The sequence below is a fragment of the Rhodoplanes sp. SY1 genome (assembly GCF_046000175.1).
In the GTDB taxonomy this organism is placed as follows: domain Bacteria; phylum Pseudomonadota; class Alphaproteobacteria; order Rhizobiales; family Xanthobacteraceae; genus Rhodoplanes.
This window is the reverse complement of record NZ_JBEOMB010000002.1, coordinates 146,592-172,597: the sequence shown is the minus strand read 5'-3', so window position 1 is coordinate 172,597 and position 26,006 is coordinate 146,592. Positions and strand designations below refer to the sequence as shown.

General features: G+C 68.7%; 24 protein-coding genes. 21 read left to right on the top strand and 3 right to left on the bottom strand.

What is annotated here, in order from left to right; all coding sequences use genetic code 11:
* The coding region (locus ABTU92_RS01020) for a cache domain-containing protein (protein WP_408086774.1) at positions 1 to 1,262 on the bottom strand (1,262 nt) is incomplete at its 3' end.
* A 172-nt stretch (positions 1,263 to 1,434) separates the two neighbouring features.
* Here ABTU92_RS01020 and ABTU92_RS01015 point away from each other — a divergent pair.
* The 11 genes from ABTU92_RS01015 to ABTU92_RS00965 all read left to right on the top strand — a co-directional run bounded on the left by ABTU92_RS01015 (position 1,435) and on the right by ABTU92_RS00965 (position 10,251).
* A complete protein-coding gene (locus tag ABTU92_RS01015; RefSeq protein WP_408086772.1) occupies positions 1,435 to 1,890 on the top strand; it encodes a hypothetical protein in 456 nt (151 codons plus the stop codon).
* A gap of 121 nt (positions 1,891 to 2,011) precedes the next feature.
* Positions 2,012 to 3,232: a phage tail tube protein gene (locus ABTU92_RS01010; protein WP_408086770.1), complete on the top strand. Its 1,221-nt coding sequence runs from the start codon at positions 2,012 to 2,014 to the stop codon at positions 3,230 to 3,232.
* A gap of 136 nt (positions 3,233 to 3,368) precedes the next feature.
* Positions 3,369 to 3,869, top strand: coding sequence for a Crp/Fnr family transcriptional regulator (locus ABTU92_RS01005; RefSeq protein ID WP_408086768.1), 501 nt, complete (start codon positions 3,369 to 3,371; stop codon positions 3,867 to 3,869).
* A 147-nt stretch (positions 3,870 to 4,016) separates the two neighbouring features.
* On the top strand, positions 4,017 to 4,454 hold the full coding sequence (locus ABTU92_RS01000; RefSeq protein ID WP_408086766.1) for a hypothetical protein: 438 nt from the start codon (positions 4,017 to 4,019) through the stop codon (positions 4,452 to 4,454).
* Between the two features lie 77 nt (positions 4,455 to 4,531).
* Entirely contained in the window at positions 4,532 to 4,807 is a 276-nt protein-coding gene (locus ABTU92_RS00995) for a hypothetical protein (protein WP_408086764.1), read from the top strand.
* Between the two features lie 13 nt (positions 4,808 to 4,820).
* Positions 4,821 to 5,132, top strand: a complete 312-nt coding sequence (locus ABTU92_RS00990; RefSeq protein ID WP_408086762.1) for a hypothetical protein — start codon at positions 4,821 to 4,823, stop codon at positions 5,130 to 5,132.
* The gene (locus tag ABTU92_RS00985; RefSeq protein WP_408086760.1) at positions 5,133 to 5,834 is read left to right on the top strand and encodes a hypothetical protein; all 702 of its coding nucleotides are present in this window, start codon (positions 5,133 to 5,135) and stop codon (positions 5,832 to 5,834) included.
* Positions 5,835 to 5,843: 9 nt separating this feature from the next.
* A complete protein-coding gene (locus tag ABTU92_RS00980; protein ID WP_408086758.1) occupies positions 5,844 to 8,276 on the top strand; it encodes a hypothetical protein in 2,433 nt (810 codons plus the stop codon).
* Between the two features lies 1 nt (position 8,277).
* Positions 8,278 to 8,919, top strand: a complete 642-nt coding sequence (locus tag ABTU92_RS00975; RefSeq protein ID WP_408086757.1) for a TIGR02217 family protein — start codon at positions 8,278 to 8,280, stop codon at positions 8,917 to 8,919.
* Positions 8,919 to 9,806, top strand: coding sequence for a DUF2163 domain-containing protein (locus tag ABTU92_RS00970; RefSeq protein WP_408086755.1), 888 nt, complete (start codon positions 8,919 to 8,921; stop codon positions 9,804 to 9,806). Before ABTU92_RS00975 ends, ABTU92_RS00970 begins: the two co-directional genes overlap by 1 nt.
* The gene (locus tag ABTU92_RS00965) at positions 9,784 to 10,251 is read left to right on the top strand and encodes a peptidase P60 (RefSeq protein WP_408086753.1); all 468 of its coding nucleotides are present in this window, start codon (positions 9,784 to 9,786) and stop codon (positions 10,249 to 10,251) included. Before ABTU92_RS00970 ends, ABTU92_RS00965 begins: the two co-directional genes overlap by 23 nt.
* Before the next feature lie 43 nt (positions 10,252 to 10,294).
* On the opposite strand, the gene ABTU92_RS00960 is transcribed toward ABTU92_RS00965, so the two are convergent.
* The gene (locus ABTU92_RS00960) at positions 10,295 to 11,065 is read right to left on the bottom strand and encodes a hypothetical protein (RefSeq protein WP_408086751.1); all 771 of its coding nucleotides are present in this window, start codon (positions 11,063 to 11,065) and stop codon (positions 10,295 to 10,297) included.
* A 678-nt stretch (positions 11,066 to 11,743) separates the two neighbouring features.
* Between ABTU92_RS00960 and ABTU92_RS00955 the strand changes: the two genes are divergently transcribed.
* From ABTU92_RS00955 to ABTU92_RS00935, 5 genes are all read left to right on the top strand, one after another.
* The gene (locus ABTU92_RS00955; RefSeq protein ID WP_408086749.1) at positions 11,744 to 15,256 is read left to right on the top strand and encodes an autotransporter domain-containing protein; all 3,513 of its coding nucleotides are present in this window, start codon (positions 11,744 to 11,746) and stop codon (positions 15,254 to 15,256) included.
* A gap of 95 nt (positions 15,257 to 15,351) precedes the next feature.
* On the top strand, positions 15,352 to 19,356 hold the full coding sequence (locus ABTU92_RS00950; protein WP_408086747.1) for a glycoside hydrolase TIM-barrel-like domain-containing protein: 4,005 nt from the start codon (positions 15,352 to 15,354) through the stop codon (positions 19,354 to 19,356).
* Between the two features lies 1 nt (position 19,357).
* Positions 19,358 to 20,461: a DUF2793 domain-containing protein gene (locus ABTU92_RS00945; RefSeq protein WP_408086745.1), complete on the top strand. Its 1,104-nt coding sequence runs from the start codon at positions 19,358 to 19,360 to the stop codon at positions 20,459 to 20,461.
* Positions 20,462 to 20,627: 166 nt separating this feature from the next.
* On the top strand, positions 20,628 to 21,398 hold the full coding sequence (locus ABTU92_RS00940; protein ID WP_408086743.1) for a hypothetical protein: 771 nt from the start codon (positions 20,628 to 20,630) through the stop codon (positions 21,396 to 21,398).
* A 16-nt stretch (positions 21,399 to 21,414) separates the two neighbouring features.
* Entirely contained in the window at positions 21,415 to 21,897 is a 483-nt protein-coding gene (locus ABTU92_RS00935; protein WP_408086741.1) for a DUF6998 domain-containing protein, read from the top strand.
* A 131-nt stretch (positions 21,898 to 22,028) separates the two neighbouring features.
* Here ABTU92_RS00935 and ABTU92_RS00930 read toward each other — a convergent pair whose 3' ends face one another.
* The gene (locus ABTU92_RS00930) at positions 22,029 to 22,334 is read right to left on the bottom strand and encodes a hypothetical protein (protein ID WP_408086739.1); all 306 of its coding nucleotides are present in this window, start codon (positions 22,332 to 22,334) and stop codon (positions 22,029 to 22,031) included.
* 108 nt (positions 22,335 to 22,442) lie between these two features.
* Here ABTU92_RS00930 and ABTU92_RS00925 point away from each other — a divergent pair, with 108 nt between their 5' ends.
* From ABTU92_RS00925 to ABTU92_RS00905, 5 genes are all read left to right on the top strand, one after another.
* Complete coding sequence (locus ABTU92_RS00925; protein WP_408086737.1) at positions 22,443 to 23,351, top strand: hypothetical protein; 909 nt, start codon at positions 22,443 to 22,445, stop codon at positions 23,349 to 23,351.
* A gap of 14 nt (positions 23,352 to 23,365) precedes the next feature.
* Positions 23,366 to 23,809 carry a hypothetical protein gene (locus ABTU92_RS00920; protein ID WP_408086735.1) on the top strand — a complete coding sequence of 148 codons (444 nt, stop codon included), beginning with the start codon at positions 23,366 to 23,368 and terminating at the stop codon, positions 23,807 to 23,809.
* Between the two features lies 1 nt (position 23,810).
* Complete coding sequence (locus tag ABTU92_RS00915) at positions 23,811 to 24,296, top strand: hypothetical protein (RefSeq protein ID WP_408086733.1); 486 nt, start codon at positions 23,811 to 23,813, stop codon at positions 24,294 to 24,296.
* A gap of 3 nt (positions 24,297 to 24,299) precedes the next feature.
* The gene (locus ABTU92_RS00910; RefSeq protein WP_408086731.1) at positions 24,300 to 24,488 is read left to right on the top strand and encodes a hypothetical protein; all 189 of its coding nucleotides are present in this window, start codon (positions 24,300 to 24,302) and stop codon (positions 24,486 to 24,488) included.
* A gap of 390 nt (positions 24,489 to 24,878) precedes the next feature.
* Complete coding sequence (locus ABTU92_RS00905) at positions 24,879 to 25,739, top strand: GIY-YIG nuclease family protein (RefSeq protein WP_408086729.1); 861 nt, start codon at positions 24,879 to 24,881, stop codon at positions 25,737 to 25,739.
* The last annotated feature ends 267 nt before the right edge of the window (positions 25,740 to 26,006 follow it).

The following is a 26,006-nucleotide window of genomic DNA, read 5'->3' as shown; positions in this document are numbered from 1 at the left end:
GCCGCCTCGATCGTCGCGTTGAGCGCCAGGAGGTTGGTCTGCTCGGCGATCGCCGTGATCAGCTTCACGACGTCGCCGATCCGGTTCGCGGCCTGCGACAGCTCGCCGACCCGCGCATCCGTCTTCTCCGCCTGCCGGACCGCGTTATCCGATATGCGGCTCGAGGTCTGTACCTGCCGGCTGATCTCGCCGATCGACGACGTCATTTCGTTGGTCGCCGCCGCCACGGCCTGCACGTTCGTCGACGCTTCCTCGGAGGCCGAGCTGACCGTGGAGGACAGGCCCTGTGTCATGTCCGCCGTGCGGGTCAGTGTCGTGGCGGTCGCTTCCAGCTCGTTCGCCGAGGACGAGACGGTGGCGATGATGCCGCCGACCGCGGCCTCGAACTGGTCGGCCAAGCGGTGCATATCCGCGCGACGCTGTGCTGCCGCTCGCGCCTCGGCATCTTTCTGCTCGGCTTCCAGCCGCTTGTTCTCGATGGCGCTCGCCTTGAAGACGGCAACGGCACCGGCCATGTCGCCGATCTCGTCGCGCCGGCCGATCCCGGGGACCTCGACGTCGAGCTTCCCGGAAGAGAGTTCCTTCATGGTGGCCGTCATGTTCTGCAGCGGCTTGGTGATCCGCCGGGCGACGACGGCCGACACGGCGAGCGTGACCAAGAGGACGACGAAGCCGACGAGGAGCAATTCCCGGGTCGCACTCGCGATCTGGCGATCGAGATCGTCGATGTAGACGCCGGTGACGATCGCCCAGCCCCATGGCGAGAAGCCGATCGCGTAGCTGAGCTTGGGCTGCGGCTCGGCGACGCCCGGCTTGGCCCAAACGTAATCGACGAAGCCGCTGCCGTTCTTGCGGACGGCGTCGACGATCTCCCCGACGAGGCGCTTCCCGTTCGGGTCGCGCGAGTCCGACATGTCCTTGCCGACGAGGTTGGCCGAGACGCCGTGCGCGAGAATGCGCGCCTGCAGGTCGGTCACGAAGAAATATTCGTTGCCGTCGTAGCGCAGCGCCGCGATGCGTCGGAGCGCGGTCGCCTTCGCATCATCGGCCGGCACAGCGCCCCGTTCGGCGGCCGCGTGCTCGTCCCTGGCGATCGACAGTGCGAGTTCCGCGAGGTGCTGGAGTTCGATGCGTTTCTGATCCGTCAGGCCGGAGGCCAGCTCCCGGACACCCAGTGCGGCGCTGCCGACGAGCCCCAGAAATCCGAGGCCGACCAGGGCGAAGATTTTGACACCGATGGTGAGCCGTAAATTCCGAAGCATGGTGTTCTCCTACCAATTTTCGCATTCCGAGAGTTCTCCCCCGAATGGGTTAATTGGGAATAAATTACCTCAATCGATGATTTACGTACGTAATAACGTATAACCAAGTTAAACCAACCGGAAAGAGCTATAGTCGCGGGTTGCGGCTCTGACCGGTGCGGAACCGGGCTCCATGTCTGATCACGTCCGCCGGCAGATCCGCGAAGCCTTCGTCGCTTTGGTGACCGGCCTGCCGACCACCGGTCCGCGGGTCCATTCCGGTCGCGTGCGGCCGCTCGGCTCCGGCCACGAGCCGTGCCTCCTGGTCTACGCCACCGACGAGTCCGCCGAGCGTGCGACCATCGGCCGGAATCCGCTGCTCGCCCGCACCCTCCTGGTCGCAGTCGAAGGTCGGGTGTCGGTGGCGTCTGCCCAGGCCGCCGAGGATCTGCTCGACACCATCGCGGCCGAGATCGAGGCGCGGGTCGCCGGATCGTCGCCGCGGCTCGGCGGGCTCGCGAGCGACCTCGTGCTCGCCGCCACCCGCATCCTCGTCACGGCCGAGGGCCACCGCCACGACGGCGAGATCCGGCTCCTGTTCCGCGTCTCCTACCGCACCCGCGCCGAAGCCCCGACCGTCGCCGAATAGCCGCCGCCGTCACCGGAATGCGCGCAGCGCCGTCCGGGGCCGCCGCCGCGTCACCCGAACGACGTCGCGGGTCGCTCCGCGTCCCGGCGCAAAATTCCGATCCACGTCCGAGGAGAGTCCGATGTCCTACCAGTCGCAATCGAACGCCTGGGTGGCCTTCAAGGCGCAGTCGGCGTTCGGCGCCGCCGCCTCCGCCGCCGGCGCGACGCTCCTGCGCACCACCGGCGGGCCGGGCGGACGGCTGACCAAGGCGACGTCGCCCTCGAACGAGGTGCGGCCGGACGGGATGCGCACCCGCGGCCGCCACGGCGGCAAGCGCACCAGCGGCTCCTACGCCTGCGAATGGTCGCTCGGCCTCGCCGATCCGGTGCTCGAGGCGGTGATGCGCGGCACCTGGAGCGCCGCCGATCTCACCCTCGACCAGGGTGACTTCACCTCGCTCACGACCGAGGCGGACGGGATCGTGCTGGCGAGCGGATCGCCGATCGGGCTCGGGCTGCGCGCCGGTGAGGTGGTCCGGCTCGTCGATCATGCGACGCCGGCGAACAACGGCCGCAACCTCCGCATCGCCGCCCTGTCGGCGAGCAAGATCACCACGGCCGAGACCCTGGTGGCGAACGCAACCCCGGACACCGCCTGCGCGATCGTCCGTCCCGGCCGGGTGCTGATCAATCCGCCGGAGCCGCTCAAGCGCTGGTTCACGATCGAGGAGCACGAGCGCGACATCGACGGCTCCGAGGTGTTCGAGGACTGTCTCTGGGGCTCGGTCCAGATCCAGATGCAGCCGAACGGCCAGCTGGTCTTCGCCCCGTCCTGGACCGGCACCGGCGCCTTCCGGGCGCTGACCGGCGGCGCCGCGCCGCATTTCACCGACCCGGTCCGCCCGGGCGGCGCGCCGATGGCGGTCGCCGACGCCACCGTCCGGGTCGGCACCACCGACGTGGTCGACCTCACGGCGTTCGAGATCACCCTCGACACCGCGCCCGGCGTCACCGACGTGATCGCCTCGAAGCTCTCGCCCGACGTCTTCCCCGGCCAGCTCGCCGTCACCATGAGCCTCACGGCGTTGCGCAAGGATCTTCAATACCTGCTCGATTTCGACGCGGAGACGCCATACGCGCTGCACGTCCTCGCGGTCGACGAGACGGCCGAACCGAAAGGCTTTCTGTCGCTGCTCGTCCCGAACTTCACCCTCGGCGAGGTGCAGAAGTCGGCCCTGTCGCGCGAGGGCGGCGCGCGGACCCAGACCATCCAGGTGCCGGCCGACCTGGTCGGCGTCGATACCCGGGGCGGCGCCTGGGATCACACCATGGTGAAGCTGCAGGTGAGCAATCCGGTATGAGGCTCCCGCCCGAGGCGCCGCAAAGACCGGACCGTTCGAGGTAGTCTTCGGTCGGTTCCGCGGGACGCGTCCGTCGGGCGCCGCCTGCAACGGCCGATGGTTCGGCCGCTCCCGGCCGCCCCGGAGGTGATCACGGATGGCTGACAGCTCGCCCGACCTCAAGGCGTTCCTGCTCGCGACCCCGTTCTTCGGGGGCCTTTCCGAGACCGGTCTCGACCGCCTGATCGCGATGCTGATCGAGCGGCGCGCCGACCGCGGCACCGCGGTCGTGAGAGAAGGCGAGCCCGGCCGTTCGCTGTTCGTCGTCGCCGCCGGAACGCTCACGGTCTCGAAGATCGGGGAGACGGGGGAGGCGATTCCCGTGGCCCGGCTCGGTCCCGGTGATTTCTTCGGCGAGATGACGCTGATCGAGATGCAGAATCGATCGGCGACGGTCGCCGCCGAAGAACCGACCGTGCTGTACGAGCTGACCGCCGCGAGCCTCTACACCTGCTACAAATCGGATCTCTCGGCCTATGTGATCGTGTTGCAGAACATCAATCGCGAGCTGTGCCGCCGCCTCCGCCGTGCCGACGAGCGGATCGCCACCCTCGCCAGCGGTCGCGACGACCGCGGAAGCGGTTCGCGGGCTCGGTGACGGAGCGCGGAGCGGGACGGCTGCGACGAGACTTCGATCGGCGAATTCGGTCGTCCTCGGCCGCGGTTCTCGATGACCATCCCCACCATGGGCTCCGCACCGGGCGGTTTCGATCGACGGGCTTCGATCTCTCAACAGGAGCGCATCATGATCAAAAACTGGGGCGGCCTCGCCGCCAACGTCACGATTCCGTGCCGCATGACCATCCGGCATCCGGCGACCGGGCAGCCGATCGTCGATGCGGCCGGGCGGCAGGCGCATGTCGATCTGCTCTCGCAGGACTCCGGCCCCGGGCGGCAGCTGTTCAAGGATCGGACCGCGGCCGAGATCGATCGCCTCGCGCGCGGCGAGAAGACCGCCGCCGGTCCGGATCCGATCGACGACCAGGTCGAGACGCTCGCGGTGCTGACCACCGGCTGGCACCTGGTCGATCCGGTCACCCGCGAGCCGATCGACTATGCGTTCGACGGGCCGGCCTCGGCCCGCGCGCTGTTCGCCGCGCCGGAGCTCGCCTGGCTGCGCCGTCAGGCCTGGTCGCACGTGGTCGACGAGCGAAATTTTATGCCGGCCTCACCGGCGAGCTGATCGCCTGGGCGAGGCACCAGTTCGAGCTGGCGCGCGCCGACGCCTCCGGCGCGACCGAGCGGGAGCACCTCGAAGGCTTGCTGAGGCGGGCCCGCACGGAGGAGAGGCAGCGTGCGCTCGCGGTCGAGCTCGCAGGCCCACCGTTCCCGCAACCACTGCGACACCTGTGGTCGCTGTTCTCCGAGATCGCCGAGGGCCTCGACGCCGGCGGCTTCGGTCCGGCCACCGTCACCTGGCAGAGCCTCGACGCCTGGTCGCGCCTGACCGGCGTGACCCTGGACCCCCGCGAGGCCGTGGCGCTGGTGCGGCTCGGCGCTGTCCGAGCCGAGGTGATGGATCGGTCGAAGGGCTGACGGAGGGCGGTCCATGGGCATCCGGTCCGACATCGATCCGCTCGAAGACGCGGACATCGAGAGCCTGGTCGCGGCGGACGCGCTGCTCGCCGAGGCGCTCGGAAAATTCGCGGGATCCGAGTTCGCCAAGGCGAACCGGACGAACCACGACGTCGTCGGCGATTGGGTGCCCTACAAGGTCATGGTCGATGGCCGGACCGTCCACGAGGGGCGCGGCGAGATCTTCCCCGAGCACCAGGTCGCGGCCTATATCCCGCGCGCGAGGACGCGCAGCGAGCGCCGGCGCGAGGCCGTCCGCCGGCTGCAGACGATCGTCGTCGAGTGAGTGTTCGCCTGGACCCGCAAGCGGCTGCTGCGACGCGCGATCGAGGGCTTGCTGGCGGCTCGGAAGACCTATTACGACGTTCAGGACGTCGGCAAGCTCGTCGATGTCATCCTGTCCTCGCCGGAGCTCGCCGACCTCGGAACCTATCTCGTCGAGCGCTGGATCACCGGCCGGACCCGCTGGTTCCGCGGCATCGAGGATGCCCGGACCATCTGGCGCGTCGTCAGCCTCTACCGGCGCGTCCGCGGCGCGGCGCGGGGCGGCGACGACGTCGATCCCGAGCGGGCCGACCTGTTGCGCTGGATCGCCGCCGAGCTGATCGCCCAGAGCCCGGTCGTGACCGGCGACTATCGTGGCGGCCACACCCTCTACGTCGATGGCAGACGCGTCGCCAGCGCCGAGGAGATCGACGCCGGTGCGGCGATCCCGGACGGCAAGGTCTATGCGTTCGTCGCCGGCGTGCCCTATGCCCGACGCCTCGAGGTCGGCACCGCCCGGACCGGGCGACGGAAGGGACAGCCGTTCGTGCGGCAGGGGCCGCCGCACATCTACGAGCGCGTCGCGGCGGCGGCCCAGGGCCATGCCGGCGCCGATGGGATCATCCGGTTCGACTACACCGACGTCGAGGACGGCCGGACGGCGCCGCGCTCCGGCTCGCGGTATCAGCTCCTGTTCCCCACCATCGTCGTGACGTTCCGCTGAGAGCGTTCCATGCCGATCGACGACGTCATCAAGCGCCTCACCGTCGTGCACACCACGCCGGGCGCCGAGACTGCGGCGCGCCGGATCCGCGACGTCGGCAGCGCGATGCGCGAGGCCGCGACGTCGTCGGTGACGCTCGAACGCGCGGCGGCACCGACCGATGCCGCCGTGTCGTCGATCGCGCAGCGCGTCACGGCCGCACAGCAGGCGTTGACCGGTCTGCGATCGCGTTATGCCGACAACGCCAGGGTCTATCAGCAGTACAATCAGATGCTGGCCGAGCAGGGCCGGCAGGAAAAGATGCTGACCGACCTGCAGATCGCGCGGCGCGCCGCGACCGCGACGGCGCGCTCGACGATCGCGGAGTCGGGCCTGCTCGGACCGGCGGCCGGCCTGGCCGGCGGCATCGCCGGCTTCGTCGCAACGGCCGCCGCCATCGGGATCGTCACCCGGACCGCAGGCGAAGCGGTCGCCGCCTATCGAAAGCTCGAAGACCAGACCGTCGTGCTCAACAACGTCATCGCCATGACGGGCGGCGCCGCGGGCAAGACGACGGCCGACGTGCTGCGGCTCGCCGACTCGATCGGCAACATCGCCGAGAGCCGGCAGGCGGCGCAGGCGCTGCTCGCGTTCCGTACCATCGCCGGCGCCACCTTCGACGCGGCGCTGCGGGCGGCGAACGACCTCAGCGCATCCGGCTTCGGCGACGTCACGACCGCCGCGAAGGCCATGGGCCAGGCGCTCGCCGATCCGGTGCAGGGGCTCGGCGCCCTCGAAGCGGCCGGGCTGCGGTTCTCCCGCACCCAGAAGGTCGTCTGGCAGGACATGGTCGAGACCGGCCGGTCGGCCGAGGTGCAGCGCCAGATCCTCGCGCGCGTCGCCGAGCAGGTCGGCGGCGCCGGCGCGGCGCGGTCGGGATCGCTGTCGGGTGCCTGGACGAACCTGTCCGACGCCATGCAGCGCGGCAGCGAGTGGTGGGGGCAGTCGATCGCGCAAGGGCTGCGACTGGCCGAGGTGCTCAACGGCGTCGCGTCCGCGATGGACCGGGTGAACAAGGCCCTGCCGAGCGACGAGCGCAGCGTCGACGACATCAAGGCCGAGCGGCAGTTTCAGAAATACGCGCTACGCCTGCAGGGGCGGACGCCGGGCGCCGTCTTCGGCAATGCGTTCGAGAGCGTGCCGGTGACCCGGCTCGGTCCGGCCCAGGACGTCTATTCGGCCGTCGGCCCGTTGCGCGAGCAATACGCCGACCAGAAGGACCGCATCGACGCGGTCGTCCAGGCGCTCGACCGAGAGGCGGAGGCGCTGCGCAAGACGGCGATCGAGCGAAAAATCGACGAGGAGCTGCGCAAGGCCCAGATCTCGGCGACCGATGCCGAGGCCGGCGCGATCTCCGAGCGGGTGAAGCGGAACGACGCCCTGCGCGAGGCGAACGAGAAGCGAGCCGAGGCGGAGCGCAAGGCGGCGGCCGAGGCGGAACGGGCGCGGGAGCTTTCGGCGCGGCGGAATCTGGAGGCCCGGCAGTCGCTGGAGACGGCGCAGCTCGAGATCGATCTGGTCGACCGATCGATCGCGCAGCAGACCGAGCTGCGCGCCAACCTGCAAGCCCGTCACCAGCTGGAGCAGGACGCGGCCCGGACCCGCACGGCCTTCGATCAGGCGGAGTACGAGCGGATCAAGGAGATCAACGCCGAGCTCGGCCGGCGCGCCCAGCTGCGGGCGGTCGCGAACCTGCGCAGCGAAATCCAGTTCGACTCCGACACGGCCTTCATGTCCTCGTCGGATCAGCAGATCGCCGCGCGGCTGCGCCAGGTCTACGGCGGCGAGTGGCGGTCGCACATGAACGACGCGATCGCCGATCAGATGCGGTTCAACGAGGTGATGCGGCAGACGTCGAGTCTCCTGGAGAGCAACATCGCGTCGGGCCTCGCCGACGTCGTGATGGGGACCAAGAGCTTCAAGGAGGCCTTCGTCGACACCTCGAAGGTCGTGCTGCGCGCCGTCGAGGAAATGGCGATCAAGATGTACATCCTCCGGCCGCTGATGTCGGGGTTGAGCGGCGTCCTCGGAGGCGGAGGCGGGGGATTCGACCTGACGACCATCGGCAGCCTGTTCGGCGCGGCACGCGGCGCGGCCTTCGAGAACGGCCGCGTCGTTCCCTTCGCGGCCGGCGGGGTGATCGACCGGCCGATCCTGTTCCCGATGGCGCGCGGCACGGGGCTCGCCGGCGAGGCCGGGCCGGAGGCCGTGATGCCGCTGCGGCGGGGACCGGACGGCCGGCTCGGCGTCGCCGCAGCGGGCGGGGCAGGGCCGTCCCGTACCATCACGGTGCACGCGCCCGTCACCGTGATCGCGCCGGAGCCGCAAAAGTTCAACCAGTCGCGCGGGCAGGTGTCCCGCACGATCGGGCGGGCCTGGAAGCAGGCGCAGCGGTACAGCTGACATGCCGGCCTTCGACGAGGTGCAGTTCCCGACCGGCATCTCCTACGGGGTCACCGGCGGCCCACGTCGGCGCACCGAGATCGCGACGCTCGCCTCCGGGGCCGAGGAGCGCAACGTCCTGTGGGCGGACTCGCGGCGCGAGTACAACGCCGGCTACGGCATCCGCTCGCACGACGATCTTCATGCCGTGCTGGCGTTCTTCGAGGCGCGGCTCGGACAGGCGCGGGCGTTCCGGTTTCGCGACTGGGCCGACTACAAGAGCGGCCCGCCGCTGCAGGCGCATGCGCCGACCGACCAGGTGCTCGGCACCGGGACCGGCGCGCAATCGGTGTTCCAGCTCGTCAAGGTCTATGCGTCCGGGCCGCAGTCCTGGACCCGGGTCGTCAAGAAGCCGGTCGCCGGCACGGTGCGCCTCGCGGTCGGCGGCGCCGAGAAGGTTTTGGGCTCCGACTTCACCGTCGACACCACCACCGGCGTGGTGACGTTCCTGCCCGGGCGGGTCCCGGGCGCCGGTGCCGCCGTCACGGCGGGTTTCCAGTTCGACGTGCCGGTGCGGTTCGCCACCGACTTCCTCTCGGTGAACCTGTCGCAGTTCGAGGCCGGCGAGATCCCGGATATTCCCCTCATCGAGGTGCGGATCTGATGCGCGATCTTTCCGCGACCATGGCGGCGAACCTCGCCAGCGGCGTCACCACCTTCTGCCGGTGCTGGCTGTTGCAGCGTGCCGACGGCGCGAAGCTCGGCTTCACCGATCACGACCGCGACCTCGTGTTCGGCGGCGTCACCTACGAGGCGCTCGCCGGCATGACGGCGTCGGCGCTTCATCAGACCAACGCGCTCGACATCGACACAATGGACGTCGCCGGCGCTCTGCAGTCGAGCCACCTCAACGAGGCGGACCTCGCCGGCGGGCTCTACGACAACGCCGCCCTGATGCTGTGGCTGGTCGACTGGAGCAACCCCGCCGATCGCGACATCCTGTTCGCCGGCTCGATCGGCGAGGTCTCGCGCGGCCGCACCAGCTTCAAGGCCGAGATGCGCGGCCTCTCGCACGCCCTCAATCAGGAGCGGGGCCGGCTCTATCAGCGGGGCTGCGATGCCGATCTCGGCGACGGCCGCTGCCGGATCGACCTCGCGTCCGGGACCTGGCGCGGCACCGGCACGGTGACCGGGGCGAGCGCGAACCACGCCTTCTCCGCCTCGGGCCTCGCCGGCTATGCGGACGGCTGGTTCACGGGCGGCAAGGTGACGTGGTCGTCGGGGGCGAACGCCGGCGCCGTCATGGAGGTGAAGACGCACGCGGCCGCCGGCGCCGTGGTGGCGTTCGACCTGTGGGAGTCGATGGCTTTCGACATCGCGGTCGGCGACACGTTTTCGGTGACGGCCGGGTGCGACAAGAGCCTCGCCACCTGCCGCGACCGCTTCGGCAACGTGCCGAATTTTCGCGGCTTCCCCTTCATCCCCGGCAACGACGCCATCACGGCCTACGCCAACACGGGAGACCGCAATGACGGACAGTCCCGCGGTTGACCGCGCCCGCATCGTCGCCGAGGCGCGGGCCTGGATCGGCACGCCGTACCGGCACCAGGCGTCGCTGCGCGGGGCAGGGTGCGACTGCCTCGGCCTGGTGCGCGGCATCTGGCGCGCGCTCTACGGTACCGAGCCGGAGGCGCCGCATCCCTACACGCACGACTGGGCCGAGGAGACCGGCGAGGAGACGCTTCGGGACGCCGCCCGGCGGCACATGCCGGAGCTCGACGCCGAGCCGCTCCGGCGTGGCGGCGACCTGCCGCTCGGATGCCTGATCCTGATCCGGATGAGGGACCGCGGTCCGGCGAAGCACGCCGCGATCGCGAGCGGCCCGCATACGATCGTGCATGCCTACTCGGGCCACGCGGTCGCGGAGAACGAGTTGCCCGAAGCCTGGGCACGGCGGATCGCTTTCGCGTTCGACTTTCCGGCACCGGCAGGCTGACCGCCGGCGGTCTCTATCTGACGCTCCATACCAGTCTTAACGGTCACGGAGAAGGATTAGAATAGTTCGGAGCTTCTCGAGATAAATCATGCAGTGAAGGAATTAGGATGCCATGAAGTACGCGACTTTTGATCCGATCTGCAGGCATTCCAATAATCAAATTTATCGCATGCGCGGACTGGTCGGCAAATGAAAGTAATTTACGGAGCTGATCATTGATCAAAGGAAGAAGCGGCTCGCGAGTAATCCATCCGTGCTGCCCATACAGCCATAAATAAAACTGGCGTCCATCTGAGGCGATGTTCGCGTTAGCTCCGCGATGTGCCAAGGCGTCTCTAAAGCTTCGCAGCTTCCAGAACCAATCAAAATCGGATGTCAGAACTTTTGTCACGGCCGGTCTAAGTCGAGTCTCATTTTTTTGAGACCAACTCAATAGATCTCGAAGTCCATTCTTGGGAACTTGCCCCGGCTTTTCCGATGCATATTCAGCTAACGCGGATGCTATCACATCACATGCGGTTCTTACGGTGTACATGAACGCTTCGGTCATTGCAGAGACAGCGACAACACTGCGTGCGTCCTGAATTCGGGATTGGTCCAGCCAGTTTAGGATTTCGTGGGTAAAAGTTGCCAGATTGACTATGTCATGACCAAAAGCGTCGGATGCAGCCGACAGGACCGTATAGTGTGAGGTCAGGCGAGGATCGATGGACTCCCAGTGGTCCCAGTAATCAAACATGCCCGAATAGAGATCATTCTCGGTCAGATCCCAGTCGGACCACTCGATGATGCTACCTAACGCCTTGAGTTTCAAAGTTACCTCCTTCGCTCTAGGTCAGATGGTGGCTTGAGCCTTTGTACCACCTGCACTGGCTGATGCGATTTGTCAGCAGAGCGTTGCTTCAGGTTACTTGCGGTCCCATCGGGGGCTGCGAATAGCGTGTCGCTCGTAACCGAGCGCAAGATTTGATTCACAGAAATGGCCTCGCTCGTCCTCGGCGCGGTCGGGAGCGCGGTCGGCGGTCCCGTCGGCGGGCATGATCGGTGCTGTCGTCGGGCCTGATCGACCGCGCCGTCGCCGGCAGCCTCCAGAACACTGCGAGCCCGGTCGTCTCCACTCAGGAGGGGCCGCGGCTGCAGAGCCTCGCGACCGCCCGCCGGCAACCATCGCCGTCGACTTTGCCAAGCCTTGTCTCGTAAGCGCCGGACACGCCCTGTACGAGCGATAGAGCGCCGAATTCTGCCGCCGCCTCGATCTCCCGTTCGATGGATGAGTGTCCGGCGCTCGGCTGCGCGTACTGCGCCGGTGCGCCGCGGGCAATTCGTTAATGGATTGTTACCCGCTGGATACACCCGGCAGGAATTGATTCTGGCTTTGTGGGTTTACGTATTTGCGGCTGCGGCCATCGACAGCAAGCTGGGGTTGAATCTGCTGCCGGGGTCGGGGGCGAGGCGGGAACGCCAGCGTTTGGCGCATCCTCGTCGAACAGGAATGGACATGGTCTCCGCTGTCCAGAGTGAGCCGCGCGGCGCCCATTGTGCACGGTTGCCGGCGTGGCGGCGTGCGTGGCTCTTCAGCGAAGCGATGCGGGCGCGCGTGCTGCGGCGCGTGGCTGCCGGCGTGCAGACTGCGGTGATCGTCCTGCTCGGTGCTTCGCTGCTCGCTGCCGCGCCCGCTCGTGCCGACGGGGGCGCCGGCGCGGGCGGCGGCGGGCCGGGCGGGGCCGACAACGCGACCGGTACGGGCGGCACCGGCGCGGCCGGAAATGCGAGCGCGAGCGGTGCCGGTGGCGGTGCCGGCGCCATAGGCGGCGCTGGGGGTAACGGCAACGGCGGCAATCTCGGGGGCGCGGGCGGTGCGACGCCCGGGGCGAGCGGGCAGAACGGGACACTATCAGGTCTTACCCTGGTCGGTGGATCGGGCGGCGGCGGCGGCGCCCATGGCTTCGTCGGCACCTCGCTCCCAGGCGTCGGCGCAACCGGTGGATCGGGCGGCGGCGGCGGGCAGGGCAGCGACGCCACCCCCGATCCATTTGGAACGGACCGGGGCGGCAACGGTGGCGGCGGTGGCGCCGGCGGCTGGGGTGCGGTCGTGACCGGCGAGGGTGCGCTCGGCACGCTCGGCGTCGCGGTCACCGGCGGGAACGGAGGTGGCGGCGGCTTCCCGGGTCAGGGGTCCACCAGTTCCGGACTCAACGGCGACGCCGGCAGTGCCGGCACCGGCGGCATCGGGCTCGCTCTCACCGGCGCATCGCCGCTCGTCACCATCGGCGCGGCTGTGAAGGGCGGCAATGGCGGCCCCGGCGGCAATGGCGGCAGCGGCGCCGGCGGCGATGGAGGCGCGGGCGGAGCGGGCATCCTTGCGACCGGCGCAACACTGACGATTCTCGGGCCTGTTACCGGCGGCACGGGGGGCGCACGCGGCTCTGGCTTACCCGACGGTGACCAAGGAGCGGGCGGCATCGGTGTCACCGGCACGAACCTGACCATTGTCGGCGGTGACGGGGGCTCGGTCACCGGCGGGCTTTCGGGTGGCGGCGTTCGCGCGAACGCGATCCAGTTCACCGGCGGCACCAACCGGCTCGAGCTGCAAACGGGCTTCACGATCATGGGCAACGTGGTCGCTTTCAGCGCCGCCGACACGTTGGCGCTGGGCGGCAGCGGCAGCGCGAGTTTCGACGCCTCGCAGATCGGGCCTGCCGCGCAATACCAGGGCTTCGGTGTCTTCCAGAAGATCGGCAGCAGCACCTGGACGCTGACCGGCACCACGGCCGCGGTCACCTCCTGGGCCGTCAACGCCGGCACGCTTGCCGTCTCGTCCGACGGCAACCTCGGCGCTGCTTCTGGCGGGTTGAGCTTCGATGGCGGGACGCTGCAGTTCCTGGCCGCCTTCAGCTCGAACCGCGTGATCGCCCTCGACGCCGGCGGCGGCAGCTTCGACAGCAACGGCAACACCGCGACGCTCGCCGGCACGATCGGTGGCACCGGCGGCCTGACCAAGCTCGGCGCCGGCACGCTGACACTGTCGGGCGCGAGCACCTATGCCGGGCCGACCAACGTCAATGCCGGCACGCTGCAGGCCGGGGCGGCCGACGCCTTCGCGCCGGCGAGTGCATTCACCGTGGCGAGCGGCGCGGTGCTCGATCTCGACGGCTTCAACCAGACGATCGGTTCGCTGGCGGGCGGCGGCAATGTGATGCTCGGCGCGGCCACGCTGACCAGCGGCGACACCACGTCGACGATCTATTCGGGCGTGATGGCGGGCGCCGGCGGCTCGCTCACCAAGACCGGCACCGGCACGCTGATGCTCACCGGCATCAACACTTATACCGGCGCCACGGTCGTCGATGGCGGCGCGCTGATCGTGAACGGGTCGATCGCGCCGTCGAGCGGCCTGACGGTGGACCCGGGCGCTCTCGTCGGGGGCAACGGGTTTCTGCCGACGACGATCATCAACGGCATCCTGTCGCCCGGCAATTCGATCGGCACCATCACAGTGAACGGCGACCTCACCTTCGGGGCAAGCAGCAGCTATCTGATCGAGGTGTCGCCGAGCGCCGCCGACCGCACCAATGTCACCGGCACGGCCAACCTCAGCGGCGTGGTGCTCACGAGCTTCGGGGGCGGCAGCGCGTTTCAGAGGCAGTATACGATCCTGCACGCCGATGGCGGTCTCGGCGGCACCAGCTTCGGCGGCCTTGCGACTGCGGGCGCCCCTTCGGGTTTCTCCACCAGCCTCAGCTACGATCTCACCAACGTCTATCTCGACTTGCGTGCGGTGCTGGGCCTCGGGACGCCGCTGAGCCGGAACGAGCAGAATGTCGCCACCGCCGTCAACACTCACTTCAACAATGGCGGGACGTTGCCGGCCAATTTCTCCAATCTGTTCTGGCTGACCGGAACAAATCTCGCCGCCGCGCTCGATTCGCTCTATGGCGAGGCGGCGACCGGGGCGCAATTCGGCGCTTTCCAGTTGGGCAATCAGTTCCTGTCGCTGATGCTCGACCCGTTCACGTATGGCCGCACCGGCGGCTTCGGCGGCGGTTTTTCAGGAGCGGGCGGAGCGCTGCCGTTGACCGCCGAACCGTCGGCGCTGCGGCCGGAGATCGCCCTTGCCTATGCCAAGGTGCCGACGGCGCCGGCCGATGTGCTGCCCGACCGTCGGTGGAGCGTGTGGGGCGGAGGCTTTGGCGGATCGAGCAGCACGAAGGGCGATCCCTGGAGCGTCGGCTCGCATGACATCACCACGCGTAGCGGCGGCTATGCGACCGGGATCGATTATCGCGCAACGCCCGACACCGTGCTGGGCTTTGCGCTTGCCGGCGGCTTCACCAATTGGGGGCTGGCGGGTGGGCTCGGCGGTGGCAACAGCGACGCCTTCCAGGCCGGCCTCTATGGTGTGACGCGTCACGGTCCCGCCTATCTCGCCGCCGCGGCAAGTTTTGCCGAACACTGGATCACGACCGACCGCCTCACCGCCTTTGCCGGCGATCATTTGCAGGCGAGCTTCGATGCGCAGAGTTTTGGCGGCCGCATCGAGGTCGGCTATCGCTTCGCCACCGGGCTCGCCGGCGTGACGCCCTACGCCGCTTTGCAGGCGCAGCACTTCCAGGCGCCGGGCTACAGCGAGACCGACCTCAACGGCCGCGGTTTTGGCTTGAACGTCCATGGCCGCGATGCCAGCGCGACGCGCAGCGAGCTCGGCGCGCGCTTCGACTGGCGGCTGCCGATTTCGAGCATCGCGTCGTTGGCGCTGCAGGCACGCGCCGCCTGGGCGCACGATCGGGTGAGCGATCCGACGTTGGCGCCGGTGTTCCAGACGCTCCCCGGTGCACCGAGCTTCGTCGTCAACGGCGCAATGCCGGTGAAAGACTCCGCGCTCACCTCTGCCGGCGCCGAGCTGCGTGTCCTCAACGGTTGGTCGCTCGGCGCGCGCTTCGATGGTGAGTTCGCCGACCGTTCGCAAACCTACGCCGGCACCGGCACACTACGCTACACGTGGTGAGCGTCGAAGGCGGCCTTGGGTCAATGTCCGCCTCGTGAACCGCTGCGAACAGCGCCTTGCTGCCAGACGCCGAGCCTCACACCTGATCCACTGACATGGCCTCCCTCGTCCTCGGCGCGGTCGGGAGCGCGGTCGGTGGTCCCGTCGGCGGCATGATCGGGGCCGTCGTCGGCGGCCTGATCGACCGCGCCGTCGCCGGCAGCCTGCAGAACACCACGAGCCCGGTCGTCTCCAATCAGGAGGGGCCGCGGCTGCAGAGTCTCTATGTCACCTCGTCGGCCGAGGGGGCGCCGGTGCCGCGCGTGATCGGGCGGCAGCGGGTCGGCCCGCAGCTGATCTGGGCGACGAATTTCCGCGAGGTCGTCACCGTCACGACGACGACCACGGGCGGGGGCGGCGGAGGAGGCGGCGGGGGAAAAGGGGGCGGCGGTGGAGGAGGCGGCGGGGGTGGCGGCAGTCCCGCCGTGACCACGACCACCACGACCTACGCCTATTTCTGCTCGTTCGCGCTCGGCCTGTGCGAGGGGCCGATCCAGGACATCGGCCAGGTGTGGGCGGACGGCAAGCCGCTCGACCTGTCGCCCTACACCTGGCGGCTCTACCGCGGCGACGAGGGGCAGGGGGCCGACCCGAAAATCGAGGCGGTCGAGGGGGCCGGCACCGTGCCGGGCTTCCGCGGGCTCGCCTACCTGGTCTTCGACGAGCTGCCGCTGGAGAAGTTCGGCAACCGCATCCCGCAGATCTCCGTCGAGGTGATCCGCCGGCCGGCGCCGACCGGCATTCGGGTCGAGGACATCCTCGCCGGGGTCACCATGATCCCGAGCCTCGGCGAGTTCGCCTATGCGGTCGACTCCGTCTATCGCGACGACGGGTTCGGGCACGCCGTCCCGGAGAACCGGCACGCCGCCGGCAAGTCGGACCTGCAGGTCGCCCTCGACCAGCTGCGATCGGCGGCGCCCAATCTCGGCACCGTCGCGCTCGTCGTCGCCTGGCACGGCACCGACCTGCGTTGCGGCGCGTGTGAGATCAGGCCGAAGGTCGAGGTCGGCGCCTCCAAGGTGACGACGCCGTGGAGTTGGCAGGTGTCGGGCCTGACCCGCGCGACCGCCGAGCTGGTGTCGCAGGACTCCTTCGGGGCGCTGCTCGGCGGGGCGCCGTCCGACCGATCGGTCGTGCAGGCGATCCAGGAGATCAAGTCCCGCGGCCTGCGCGTGCTGCTCTACCCGTTCGTCGTGATGGACATCCCGGGCGGGAACACGCTGCCGAACCCGTACAGCGACCATGCCGCCACGGCGGGCCAGCCGACCTTCCCCTGGCGCGGCCGGATCACCTGCTCGCCGGCGCCCGGCTTCGCCGGCTCGCCCGACAAGACGGCGGCGGCCGCCTCCCAGGTCGCGGCGTTCTTCGGCGCGGCGGCGCCCGGTCACTTCGGCGCCTGGACCAGCGACACCATCCCGTATGCCGGGCCGGCCGAGTGGTCGTTGCGGCGGATGGTGCTGCACTGCGCCGCCCTCGCGGCGGCGGCCGGCGGGGTCCACGCGTTCCTGATCGGCTCGGAGATGCTCGGGCTGACCAGCGTCCGATCGGCGGCCGGCACCTATCCGGCCGTGGCGCAGCTGAAGGCGCTTGCCGCCGACGCGCGCGCGATGCTCGGGGCCGGCACGAGGATCGGCTACGCGGCCGACTGGACCGAGTACGGCAACCATCGCCCGAGCGACGACTCCGGCGACGTGTATTTCCACATGGACCCGCTGTGGTCCGATCCGAACATCGACTTCGTCGGCATCGACAACTATGTCCCGCTCTCCGACTGGCGGGGCGGGCGGCTTCACCTCGACGCCCAGGCCGGCGCGAAATCGATCTACGACCGCGCCTATCTGCAGGCGAACATCGAAGGCGGTGAGCTGTTCGACTGGTACTACGCCTCGCCGGCGGACCGGACCGCGCAGGTCCGCACCCCGATCGGCGACGGCGCCTGGGGCGAGCCGTGGGTGTTCCGCTACAAGGACATCCGGTCGTGGTGGTCGAACGCCCATCATGATCGCCCGGGCGGCGTGCGGTCCGCCGCGACGACCGCGTGGGTGCCGCAGTCGAAGCCGATCTGGTTCACCGAGTTCGGCTGCCCGGCGATCGACAAGGGCACCAACCAGCCGAACGTCTTCTACGACCCGAAATCGAGCGAGAGCGTCTTTCCCTGGTTCTCGACCGGGCGGCGCGACGACCTGATCCAGCGCGCCTATCTCGAGGCGATCATCGACTATTGGAATCCGGCGAACGGCCGCAACCCGGTGTCGAGCGTCACCGGCGGCCGCATGGTCGACACCGCGAATCTTTATGCTTGGACCTGGGACGCGCGGCCGTATCCGCAATTCCCGACCGCGACGCTCGTCTGGCGCGACGGCGGCAATTGGCGGCGCGGGCATTGGCTGAGCGGCCGGCTCGGCCTCGCGACGCTCGCCGACACCGTCGCCGAGATCTGCGCCGGGCTCGGGGTCCCCGTCGACACGTCGGGGCTCAACGGCGTCGTGCGCGGCTATGCGATGCCGAACGTCATGAGCCCGCGCAGCGCGCTCGCCCCGCTGATGCAGACGTACTTTTTCGACGCGGTGGAGAGCGGCGGTGCGATCCGGTTCGTCCACCGGGGCGGCGCGGCGGGCGCGACCTTTACGGCCGACGACCTGGTCGACGGCGGGGCCGGGGCCGGGGGGGACGAGGTCGGGTACTATGCGCTGACGCGGGCGCAGGAGACCGATCTGCCGCGCACCGCGCATCTGCAGTTCGTCGACCGCGACAACGATTTTCAGGCGGCCGACGTCTACGCCCGGCGGCTGCGCGGATCGAGCGCCCGCACCATCGCGTCGCAGCCGCCGCTGGTGCTCGACGTCGGCGAGGCGCAGGGCATCGTCGACGCGCAGCTCGTCGACCAATGGGTGATGCGCGAGCGGGCCGAGATCACGCTGCCGCCCTCCGCCTACGCGATCGAGCCGACCGACGTGGTCCGCCTGCAGGTGAACGGCCGCACCCTGGAGATGCGGGTCGAGGAGGCCGGCTGGCAGCACGCCCGGCCGGCGAAGCTGGTGCGCACCGATGCTGCGACCTATGGCACGCCCGACGGCCCGGCTCCGACAAGGCGGCCGCAGCCCATCGTCGAGCCCGGCGCCGCGGTGCTGCACGTGATGGATCTGCCGGTGCTGTCCGCGGCCGAGGTCGCCGGCGTGCCGCGCCTCGCGGCCTACGCGGATCCGTGGGCCCGGGTCGCCGTCGCGCGATCGCCGGCCGCTACGGGTTTCGTGCTCGACCAGCTGATCGTCAACCGCTCGACCATCGGCAAGGTCCTGTACGACTTCTGGTCCGGGCCGGTGTGGACCTGGGACGCCGCCAACAGCCTTTATGTTCAGCTTCCCCCCACCCAGAGCCTCGCCTCGCTCGACGACCTGCTCGTCTTCGCCGGCGGCAACACGGCCGCGATCAGGAACGCCGACGACCAGTGGGAGGTGCTGCAGTTCGCCACCGCCGAGCTGATCGGGCCCGATCGGTACAAGCTGACGCGCCTGCTGCGCGGCCAGCTCGGGACCGAATACGCCATGCGCGACCCGGTCGCGGCCGGCGCGGCCTTCGTGCTGCTCGACGCCACTGTGATGCAGTCCTCGATCTCGCCCTCGGAGCGCAACCATCCGCTGAACTGGAAATGGGGACCGTCGACCAAGGCGATCGACGATCCGACTTGGCGCGTCGCGACCATCACTTTCACGGGCGCCGGCTTGCGGCCGTTGAGCCCGGTGCAGCTCGCCGGCCGGCGTGATCCCGCATCGGGCGACTGGACGCTGACCTGGATTCGCCGCACCCGGATCGACGGCGACAACTGGGAGGCGCCCGAGGTGCCGCTCGGCGAGGAGGTCGAGCGCTACGAGCTCGACATTCTCCACCCGGTCTCCGGGGCGGTGCTGCGCACCGCCGCGATCGGCGCGCCGAGCTTCGTCTATGCGGCGGCGATGCAGACGGCCGACTTCGGCGGCGCGCAGACGCAGGTGACGTTCGCCGTTCATCAGATCAGCCTCGCCTACGGGCGGGGGACCGGCGCGACCCGAACGGTGTCCTGACATGGCCGACACACCCCATCTCGGGCTGCCGCTGATCGCGGCGAGCCAGAACCAGAAGCACGTCACCCACAACGCGGCGCTCGTCGTTCTCGACGCCGTGGTGTCGTTGTCGGTGGTCGACTCCGGCCACACGGCGCCGCCCGGTGCGCCCAACGAGGGCGACCGCTACAAGGTCGCGTCCGGCGCGACAGGCCCATGGGCCGGCTGGGACCTGAATATCGCCTTGTACACCAGCGGCCAGTGGACCAAGCTCGTCCCGCGAAAAGGCTGGTTCTGCTTCGACGAGGCGACCGGAGCCATGACGGTGTGGACCGGCGCGGCCTGGACCGACCTCGGCGTCGCCGCCGGGTTCCTGAGCTTCGGCACGGCCGGGAACGGCAGCCTGACCCGGCTCGGCATCCTGACGGCGGCCGACACCACCACCCGGCTCGCCGTCAAGTCGAACGCCGTGCTGTTCAGCCACGACGACGTGACGCCCGGAACCGGCGACATTCATGCGGTCGTCAACAAGGCGGCGGCGCTCAAGGATGCGGGCTTCGTGTTCCAGAGCGACTGGAGCACGCGCGCCCTGTTCGGCCTGCTGGCGAACGACGACTTCACCGTCAAGGTGACGCCGGACGGATCGACGTTCCACACCGCGGTCGTGATCGAGCGGACGAGCGGCGCCGTAAGCCACGTGCGCGGCTCGAAGTTCTCGGCGTTCCTGAACTACGGGCAGGACTACGCGGCCGGCGCCTGGCGCGATCTCCAGTTCAACAACTTCCGTCACAACGATCAGGGCCACGCCGCGATCGCGTCGAACGTGCTGACCTTCACGGCGCCGACCGCCGGCGTCTATCTGTTCGGGCTGTCGGCGACCTACGAGGCGGGGAGCGGCCCGAGCAAGATGCAGATCGGCCTCTCGGTCAACGGCGCCGCGCCGGCCGCCGACACGCTCGGCACCACCGGTGATGCCGCCGTGGTGTCGGGCGAGACGCAATGCAGCGCCACCGCGCTGCTCAAGCTCGCGGCCGGCGACACCGTGGCCCCGAAGATCCTGTTCTCCGGCGCGAACGGCCGGGTGCTGGCGAACGAGAACAGTGTGTGGGGGGCTCGGATCGCCTGAACCTGTCGGCTCCTCTCGCCGGCGCGGGCACACGCGGATCGTGACGCGTCGCCCGGCGCGTCTGCCTGGGCGAGGGCCGCGGCGAGGTCGTGCGACTTCGAGACACAACGGTTACGGGAAATTTGCATCTCGCGAGTACGGTGCGTCCGCGTCGTGGGAGGTCGCCATGCTCGAGAATCTGTTGCCGGGAGTGCCGTCCGACCGTATCGAGGCGATCTATGGTGGAGCGCCAGGGAACGAGATCGACAGCGGCAAGTTCGCGAGTTCCGAGTCGTCGGCGGCCCTGGTGGCGAACACGTTCGGCTTCTTCATCCATCGATGGCACTTGCTGCCGCCGCTGCCCGGGACCGAACGGGACGGCTGGCCCGCGACAGCAGGCGAACTCGAACAGATCGTTCGCTTCCCCTGGCGTGGAGGTCGCCATCCTTGTCTCGACGTCCTGTTGCGGACGACCGGCGCCCTGATCGGGATCGAGTCGAAGCGGTACGAGCCGTTCCGGTCACACCATCGGACGTCGATGTCGAGTGCCTTTCTTCGGCCGGTCTGGGGCGATCGGATGAAAGGCTATCAGATGATTCGGGACGACGTTCGAGGCGAGACGTCGTGCTTCCGTCATCTCGATGCCGGACAGCTGGTCAAGCACGCTCTCGCGCTTCGCCATGCCGCGAAGGTCTCGATCGGAGAGCCCGAAATCAGGCCAGTCCTCGTCTACCTCTATTCCGAACCCGATCGCTGGATGAATTCCGATCGTCGCATGTCACCCGACGAGATCATGGTCCATCGACGGGAGGTTCGGTCCTTCGCTGATCTGGTGGCGGAGGACGAGGTGCGGTTCGTGCCTCTCCGATACGCCGATCTGCTCGACTCTTGGTCGCTCGATCACGATCCACGTGTCCGAGATCACGCGGCAGCCGTTCGCGCCTGTTTCCAGGTGTGACGAGGAGAGCGGCGCGATGAGCGGGACGCAGCGGACCTCCGTCGACTGGACGGAGGTGAGAGGCCTTCTCGACCGGATGGACACTTCGATCGACCGCCTGGCGGCACTCTTTCCCGGGCGGAAGTTCACACTGGACGGGCACCTCGTCGGAAGCATCGGCGAGGTGGTCGCCGCTCACATGTTCGACCTCGATCTCTCCCGGAGTTCGACCAAGGCTCACGACGCGGTGGCGTCGGATGGCCGGCGTGTCCAGATCAAGCTGACGCGAAGGAATGTGGTCGCGATCCGTCACGCGCCGGATCACCTGATCGTCCTCCGCCGAACGAGACAAGCCCCTCTCGAAGTCGTCTACAACGGGCCGGGGATGTGCGCCTGGGCAGATGCGGGCCGGCTGGGGAGCAATGGTCAACGACCGATTTCGGTGAAGCGGCTTCGGGAGCTCGATCGGACCGTGTCGGAGTCCGATCGTCTGCCTCCCGTGCGGCCTGCCCCCCTCTGATCGACGGTGATAGAGCCGCGGCCTGTCCACCGGCGCGCCTGCCGCCGGGCAGCGCTCACGGCACCTCCCGATCGGCCCGGGCACCCCCAGGCCACTCCCGGCCTCGGGAACGGCGCCGGTAGGCCGAACGGCTACGCACCGCGGATCCAGAACCAGAGCAGTTGGAGCGCCGGATAGAGCGGCGCGAGAAAGGCCGGCCACAGCGCCAGGCCGAGCACCAACAATGCGGCGTCGGCGGCGCGCTCGCGCCGGCGTTCGGCGTGGCTCGGCACGCGCAACCGGATCGCTTCGCGCCTCGCTTCGGGGATCGCATCGGAGATCGCATCCGGGACCGGTGCCGTCGTGACCGCGGCACGGACATGCGCACGCCCGTGCATGCGCAGCGCCCTCCGGGAGGTGCGGTGACGGTGACGGTTCGGGCGGCCGACGCGACGCATGACCCATCCTAGCGTCTCTGCCGCGCGCGCGCATCGACGCGGGAACGCTGTCGTCGAACCCGCGCCCGGCGGCTTCCGGGCATTCCACCAACAATCGGAGATCCTGCCATGGCCCCGACGCCAGCGCAGACCGCGAGCGGTTACCGCAACCTTTGGGACCGCGCCGTCGTCGACCCCGACCGTCGCGACGACGCCGCGGCGGTCGCTCAACGGATCCTCCGGGTGAAGGACCGATACGGGCCGGTCCAGGCCGCGACCGGCGTGCCGTGGCCGATGATCGGCGCGCTGCACGTGCGCGAGAGCGGCCTGTCCTTCGCCGGCCACCTGCATAACGGCGACAGCCTGAACGGCTACACCCGGCAGGTGCCGGCCGGGCGGCCGAAGGTGGGACACGGCCCGCCCTTCACCTGGACCGAGAGCGCCGTCGACGCGCTGGCGCTCAAGCGCCTCGACAAGGTGACGGTCTTCTCGCTGGAGCGCATCCTCTACGAGTGCGAGCGCTACAACGGCTGGGGCTATCTCGGGAAGACCAACAGCCCTTATCTGTGGAGCTGGACGAGCCTCTATACGGGCGGCAAGTACGTCCGCGACCACGTCTACTCGGCGACGACCAAGGACCGGCAACCGGGCTGTGTCGCGATCTTCAAGGCCCTGATCGACGCCGACCCGGCGGTCGCCGTGCTGTTCGCCGCGGCGCCGCGCGAGGCCGTCCCGCCGGCGGAGGTGCATGCCGAGGCGACGCGACGACAGCGGGCGATCCGCAATGCAGGGGCCGCCGGCACGGCCGCGGGCGGCGGCGGCGAGGCCGCCAGGCAGGCCGGCACCGTGCAGCCGGATACGCCGGTCCTGCATCCAGTGCTGATCTGGTCGCTGGTCGGGATCGGCGTAGCCGTCGCCCTCGCCGCCGGCATCGCCATGGTCCGACGCCGCAGGGTGATCACGGCGGCCTGGACCGGCGCGAGGCCGCCGGGCGCGACGGCGGTCGAGGTGCCGGTCGATCCCAAGTCCACCACCTGATCGGGGAGGTTTCGATGCTTGCGACGGGGCTCGCGATCGTCGTGCCGTTCGGCACGGCCATCGCCGTCTATGTCCTGGTGCTGCGGCCGGTGCTGCGTCAGCGGTCGTGGCTGCGTCCCTTCTACGATCGCGCCGACACGGTGTGGGGACGGATCGGGCTCTACCTGAAGGGCTGGAAGACCGTCGTGGTCGGTCGCCTGTCCTACATCGCCGGCTGGGCGACCGTGGCGCACGAGGCGATCGTCGTCTTCCTCCAAGAGAGCGCGCCGGGGCTCGACTGGACGCCGCTCACCACGCTGGTGCTCGACCGCCTGGGCGTGCCGGCCGAGATCCGGCCGACGATGGTCATGCTGGCCGGGGCCGTCCTGGTCGCGGCGCTCGGCCACACCATGGTGGCGCTGCGCAAGGTGACCGACGGTCCCGTCGGTCACAAGGGCATCGGCGAGCCGGGAGCGTGACATGGCCTGGCTCGTGACGCTGCTCTTCCGTTGGCTCGATCCGGACACGCTGATCCGGAGCGCGATCGACGCTTGGGCCAAGGCGAAGGACGTCGATCTCGAAAAATTCCGGACCGCCGCAACCACCAGCGACAGCATGGTGGCGCACATCGTGGAGGCGAACGTCGCGCACGGCCGGACCAAGGCGCAGTACGCCCTGAGCGTGCTCGCCTGGTGGCCGTTCAGGCTGATCCTGTTCGGGCTCCTGTTCTTCCCGGCCGTGCACTTCGTTGCCATCGTGCTCGACTCGAGCTGCCCGCAGGCCTGGGGCCTGCATCTCGTCGGCGGCCGCAGCGTCGGCGGCTGCGGCTGGGGCGTCCCGGCCATTCCCGATACGGTCCGCGACATCTATCGCGAGCTGCTCCTGTTCTTCGTGATCGCCAAGCCGGCCGACACCGCGATCAGCGGGGCGCTGGCGCTGGCGAGCGCCCGGTTCGGGCGGAGGTGAGCCATGCCCGACGACTGCCCGATGCCGGGCCGGCCGTGCCCGTTCGACGGCGAGGCGCGCGAGCGGATCGCCGTGCTCGAGGCGGAGGCCCGCCACACCCGCGAGACGCTCGACAAGATGGCCCGCAACGTCGAGCGCATCACGCTCGACCTCGACAAGGTCTCCGACAAGTTCCTCGAGCCGAAGCGCTGAGCCGTGCTATGCTTGCTTATATGAGTGATCGGTCGAACCCGTGGAATGCCTATCCGGGCTACTGGGGACCGTTCACTGTCGTTGGCGAGGGTGGGGCTGTAGAAAAGCCGGTTGGCCAAAGGACCGGCGAGACGTCCGGCAAAGCTGACCGCGGTGACGGTTTCCCCCTGTTGCCCGGCGCTCGGCCCATTCGCAGCTCGCCCAGTTTTCGAAGGAATTGGGATCCGTGAGTGCCTGTCGACCGTCGATGGCGACCTTGAGAGAACCGTGCCCACTTCGCCGTCGGGTCACGATGGCGAACCCACAAGACAACCACCCCGGCCAGAAAGGACGCTGCCGGCTGGACCAGCCCGCGATCACTAAGGTAGCGAATGAAGCGAGGGCTGCCTGATGGCGCTCCGTTTCAACATGTTGCTGGAAGACGCGGGGATTGCCCCTTCCGACGTGCGTCTTCTGAGGCACCAGACAGTGAGGGTGATCGGCCGGACTCCCTATTCGCTTTGGCGAGATGATCCCGCGGCCTTCGAAAGTTACCAAGCCATACAGGACGGCACTCCGCGGCACCGGGCGCGCTTCGGTGGCCGATACTGGGCGAGCTTCGTTGCGCCGTCCCCAGCAAGCTCGCTATTCGTAGGACTGTACGAGGTCCGGCTGGTCGGCCCGGTCGTGGCTGGAACCATTGATCCGCTTACAAGGCTCCCCGTCGGCGGGAACCTCGAACGATATCTGCTGTTCGACCGCTACGATTGCGTGAAAATGACTGCGCTCTCCGATTACATCGGTCGGCTGTCCGTGCATTGGGGAGACACATCCAGCGCACGCCGAGCATGGGTGCAGCGCGCCGACAACCAGGACAAGGAGATCGTCGAACTCAACAGAGTCTTCCAGGAGGAGCAGTTTCCGGGCTTCACTAAGCTGATCCGGCCACTGTCTGAGATAGAGACCATGCCCCGTACATGGAAGGAGATCCTGCGCGCGAGCTGCGGCGTCTATCTCCTAGCCTGCCCCGCCACCAGAGAGCATTATGTAGGCTCCGCCTATGGAAAAGACGGTTTTCTAGGGCGATGGCAGTCCTATGCCGCTAACAATCACGGCGGCAATGTCGGGTTGAAAACCCGCAATCCAAGTGACTATTTCGTCAGTGTTTTGGAGGTAGCAGGATCGGCATCTACGGTTGAGGAGATCCTAGCTTTGGAGAACACCTGGAAGGCGAAGCTTCACAGCCGCGACATGGGTCTGAATCATAACTGACTGTCCCAGCGGAGTGCCCAGTTCAGTGATGCGCTTCAATTTTTAAGTAGAGGATTTCGAAGGGGAAAAGGGGCAGAGATTCGTTTGATTTCTGGTGCGTTTTTTCAATTTGGGACCGCCGTACCTCTGCTTGTGCGTTGAAGTCATGGATGAAAACCATGATTGGTGCTGCCTTCCAAGCTGTTGACCTGGATTCGATTCCCGAGCTGCCGCACGCAGAGCACGAAGGTGCGGGAGGCCGGGTGAGCGGAAGGCGGCAGAATTTCC

Coding starts and splice junctions, on each gene's coding strand:
- ABTU92_RS00935 (WP_408086741.1), top strand. CDS start 21,415: ATGAGCGGGACGCAGCGGACCTCCGTCGACTGGACGGAGGTGAGAGGC.
- ABTU92_RS00905 (WP_408086729.1), top strand. CDS start 24,879: ATGGCGCTCCGTTTCAACATGTTGCTGGAAGACGCGGGGATTGCCCCT.
- ABTU92_RS00970 (WP_408086755.1), top strand. CDS start 8,919: ATGCGCGATCTTTCCGCGACCATGGCGGCGAACCTCGCCAGCGGCGTC.
- ABTU92_RS01010 (WP_408086770.1), top strand. CDS start 2,012: ATGTCCTACCAGTCGCAATCGAACGCCTGGGTGGCCTTCAAGGCGCAG.
- ABTU92_RS00950 (WP_408086747.1), top strand. CDS start 15,352: ATGGCCTCCCTCGTCCTCGGCGCGGTCGGGAGCGCGGTCGGTGGTCCC.
- ABTU92_RS00940 (WP_408086743.1), top strand. CDS start 20,628: ATGCTCGAGAATCTGTTGCCGGGAGTGCCGTCCGACCGTATCGAGGCG.
- ABTU92_RS00915 (WP_408086733.1), top strand. CDS start 23,811: ATGGCCTGGCTCGTGACGCTGCTCTTCCGTTGGCTCGATCCGGACACG.
- ABTU92_RS01005 (WP_408086768.1), top strand. CDS start 3,369: ATGGCTGACAGCTCGCCCGACCTCAAGGCGTTCCTGCTCGCGACCCCG.
- ABTU92_RS01015 (WP_408086772.1), top strand. CDS start 1,435: ATGTCTGATCACGTCCGCCGGCAGATCCGCGAAGCCTTCGTCGCTTTG.
- ABTU92_RS00965 (WP_408086753.1), top strand. CDS start 9,784: ATGACGGACAGTCCCGCGGTTGACCGCGCCCGCATCGTCGCCGAGGCG.
- ABTU92_RS00930 (WP_408086739.1), bottom strand. CDS start 22,334: ATGCGTCGCGTCGGCCGCCCGAACCGTCACCGTCACCGCACCTCCCGG.
- ABTU92_RS00975 (WP_408086757.1), top strand. CDS start 8,278: ATGCCGGCCTTCGACGAGGTGCAGTTCCCGACCGGCATCTCCTACGGG.
- ABTU92_RS00910 (WP_408086731.1), top strand. CDS start 24,300: ATGCCCGACGACTGCCCGATGCCGGGCCGGCCGTGCCCGTTCGACGGC.
- ABTU92_RS01000 (WP_408086766.1), top strand. CDS start 4,017: ATGATCAAAAACTGGGGCGGCCTCGCCGCCAACGTCACGATTCCGTGC.
- ABTU92_RS00925 (WP_408086737.1), top strand. CDS start 22,443: ATGGCCCCGACGCCAGCGCAGACCGCGAGCGGTTACCGCAACCTTTGG.
- ABTU92_RS00945 (WP_408086745.1), top strand. CDS start 19,358: ATGGCCGACACACCCCATCTCGGGCTGCCGCTGATCGCGGCGAGCCAG.
- ABTU92_RS00955 (WP_408086749.1), top strand. CDS start 11,744: ATGGACATGGTCTCCGCTGTCCAGAGTGAGCCGCGCGGCGCCCATTGT.
- ABTU92_RS00980 (WP_408086758.1), top strand. CDS start 5,844: ATGCCGATCGACGACGTCATCAAGCGCCTCACCGTCGTGCACACCACG.
- ABTU92_RS00990 (WP_408086762.1), top strand. CDS start 4,821: ATGGGCATCCGGTCCGACATCGATCCGCTCGAAGACGCGGACATCGAG.
- ABTU92_RS00920 (WP_408086735.1), top strand. CDS start 23,366: ATGCTTGCGACGGGGCTCGCGATCGTCGTGCCGTTCGGCACGGCCATC.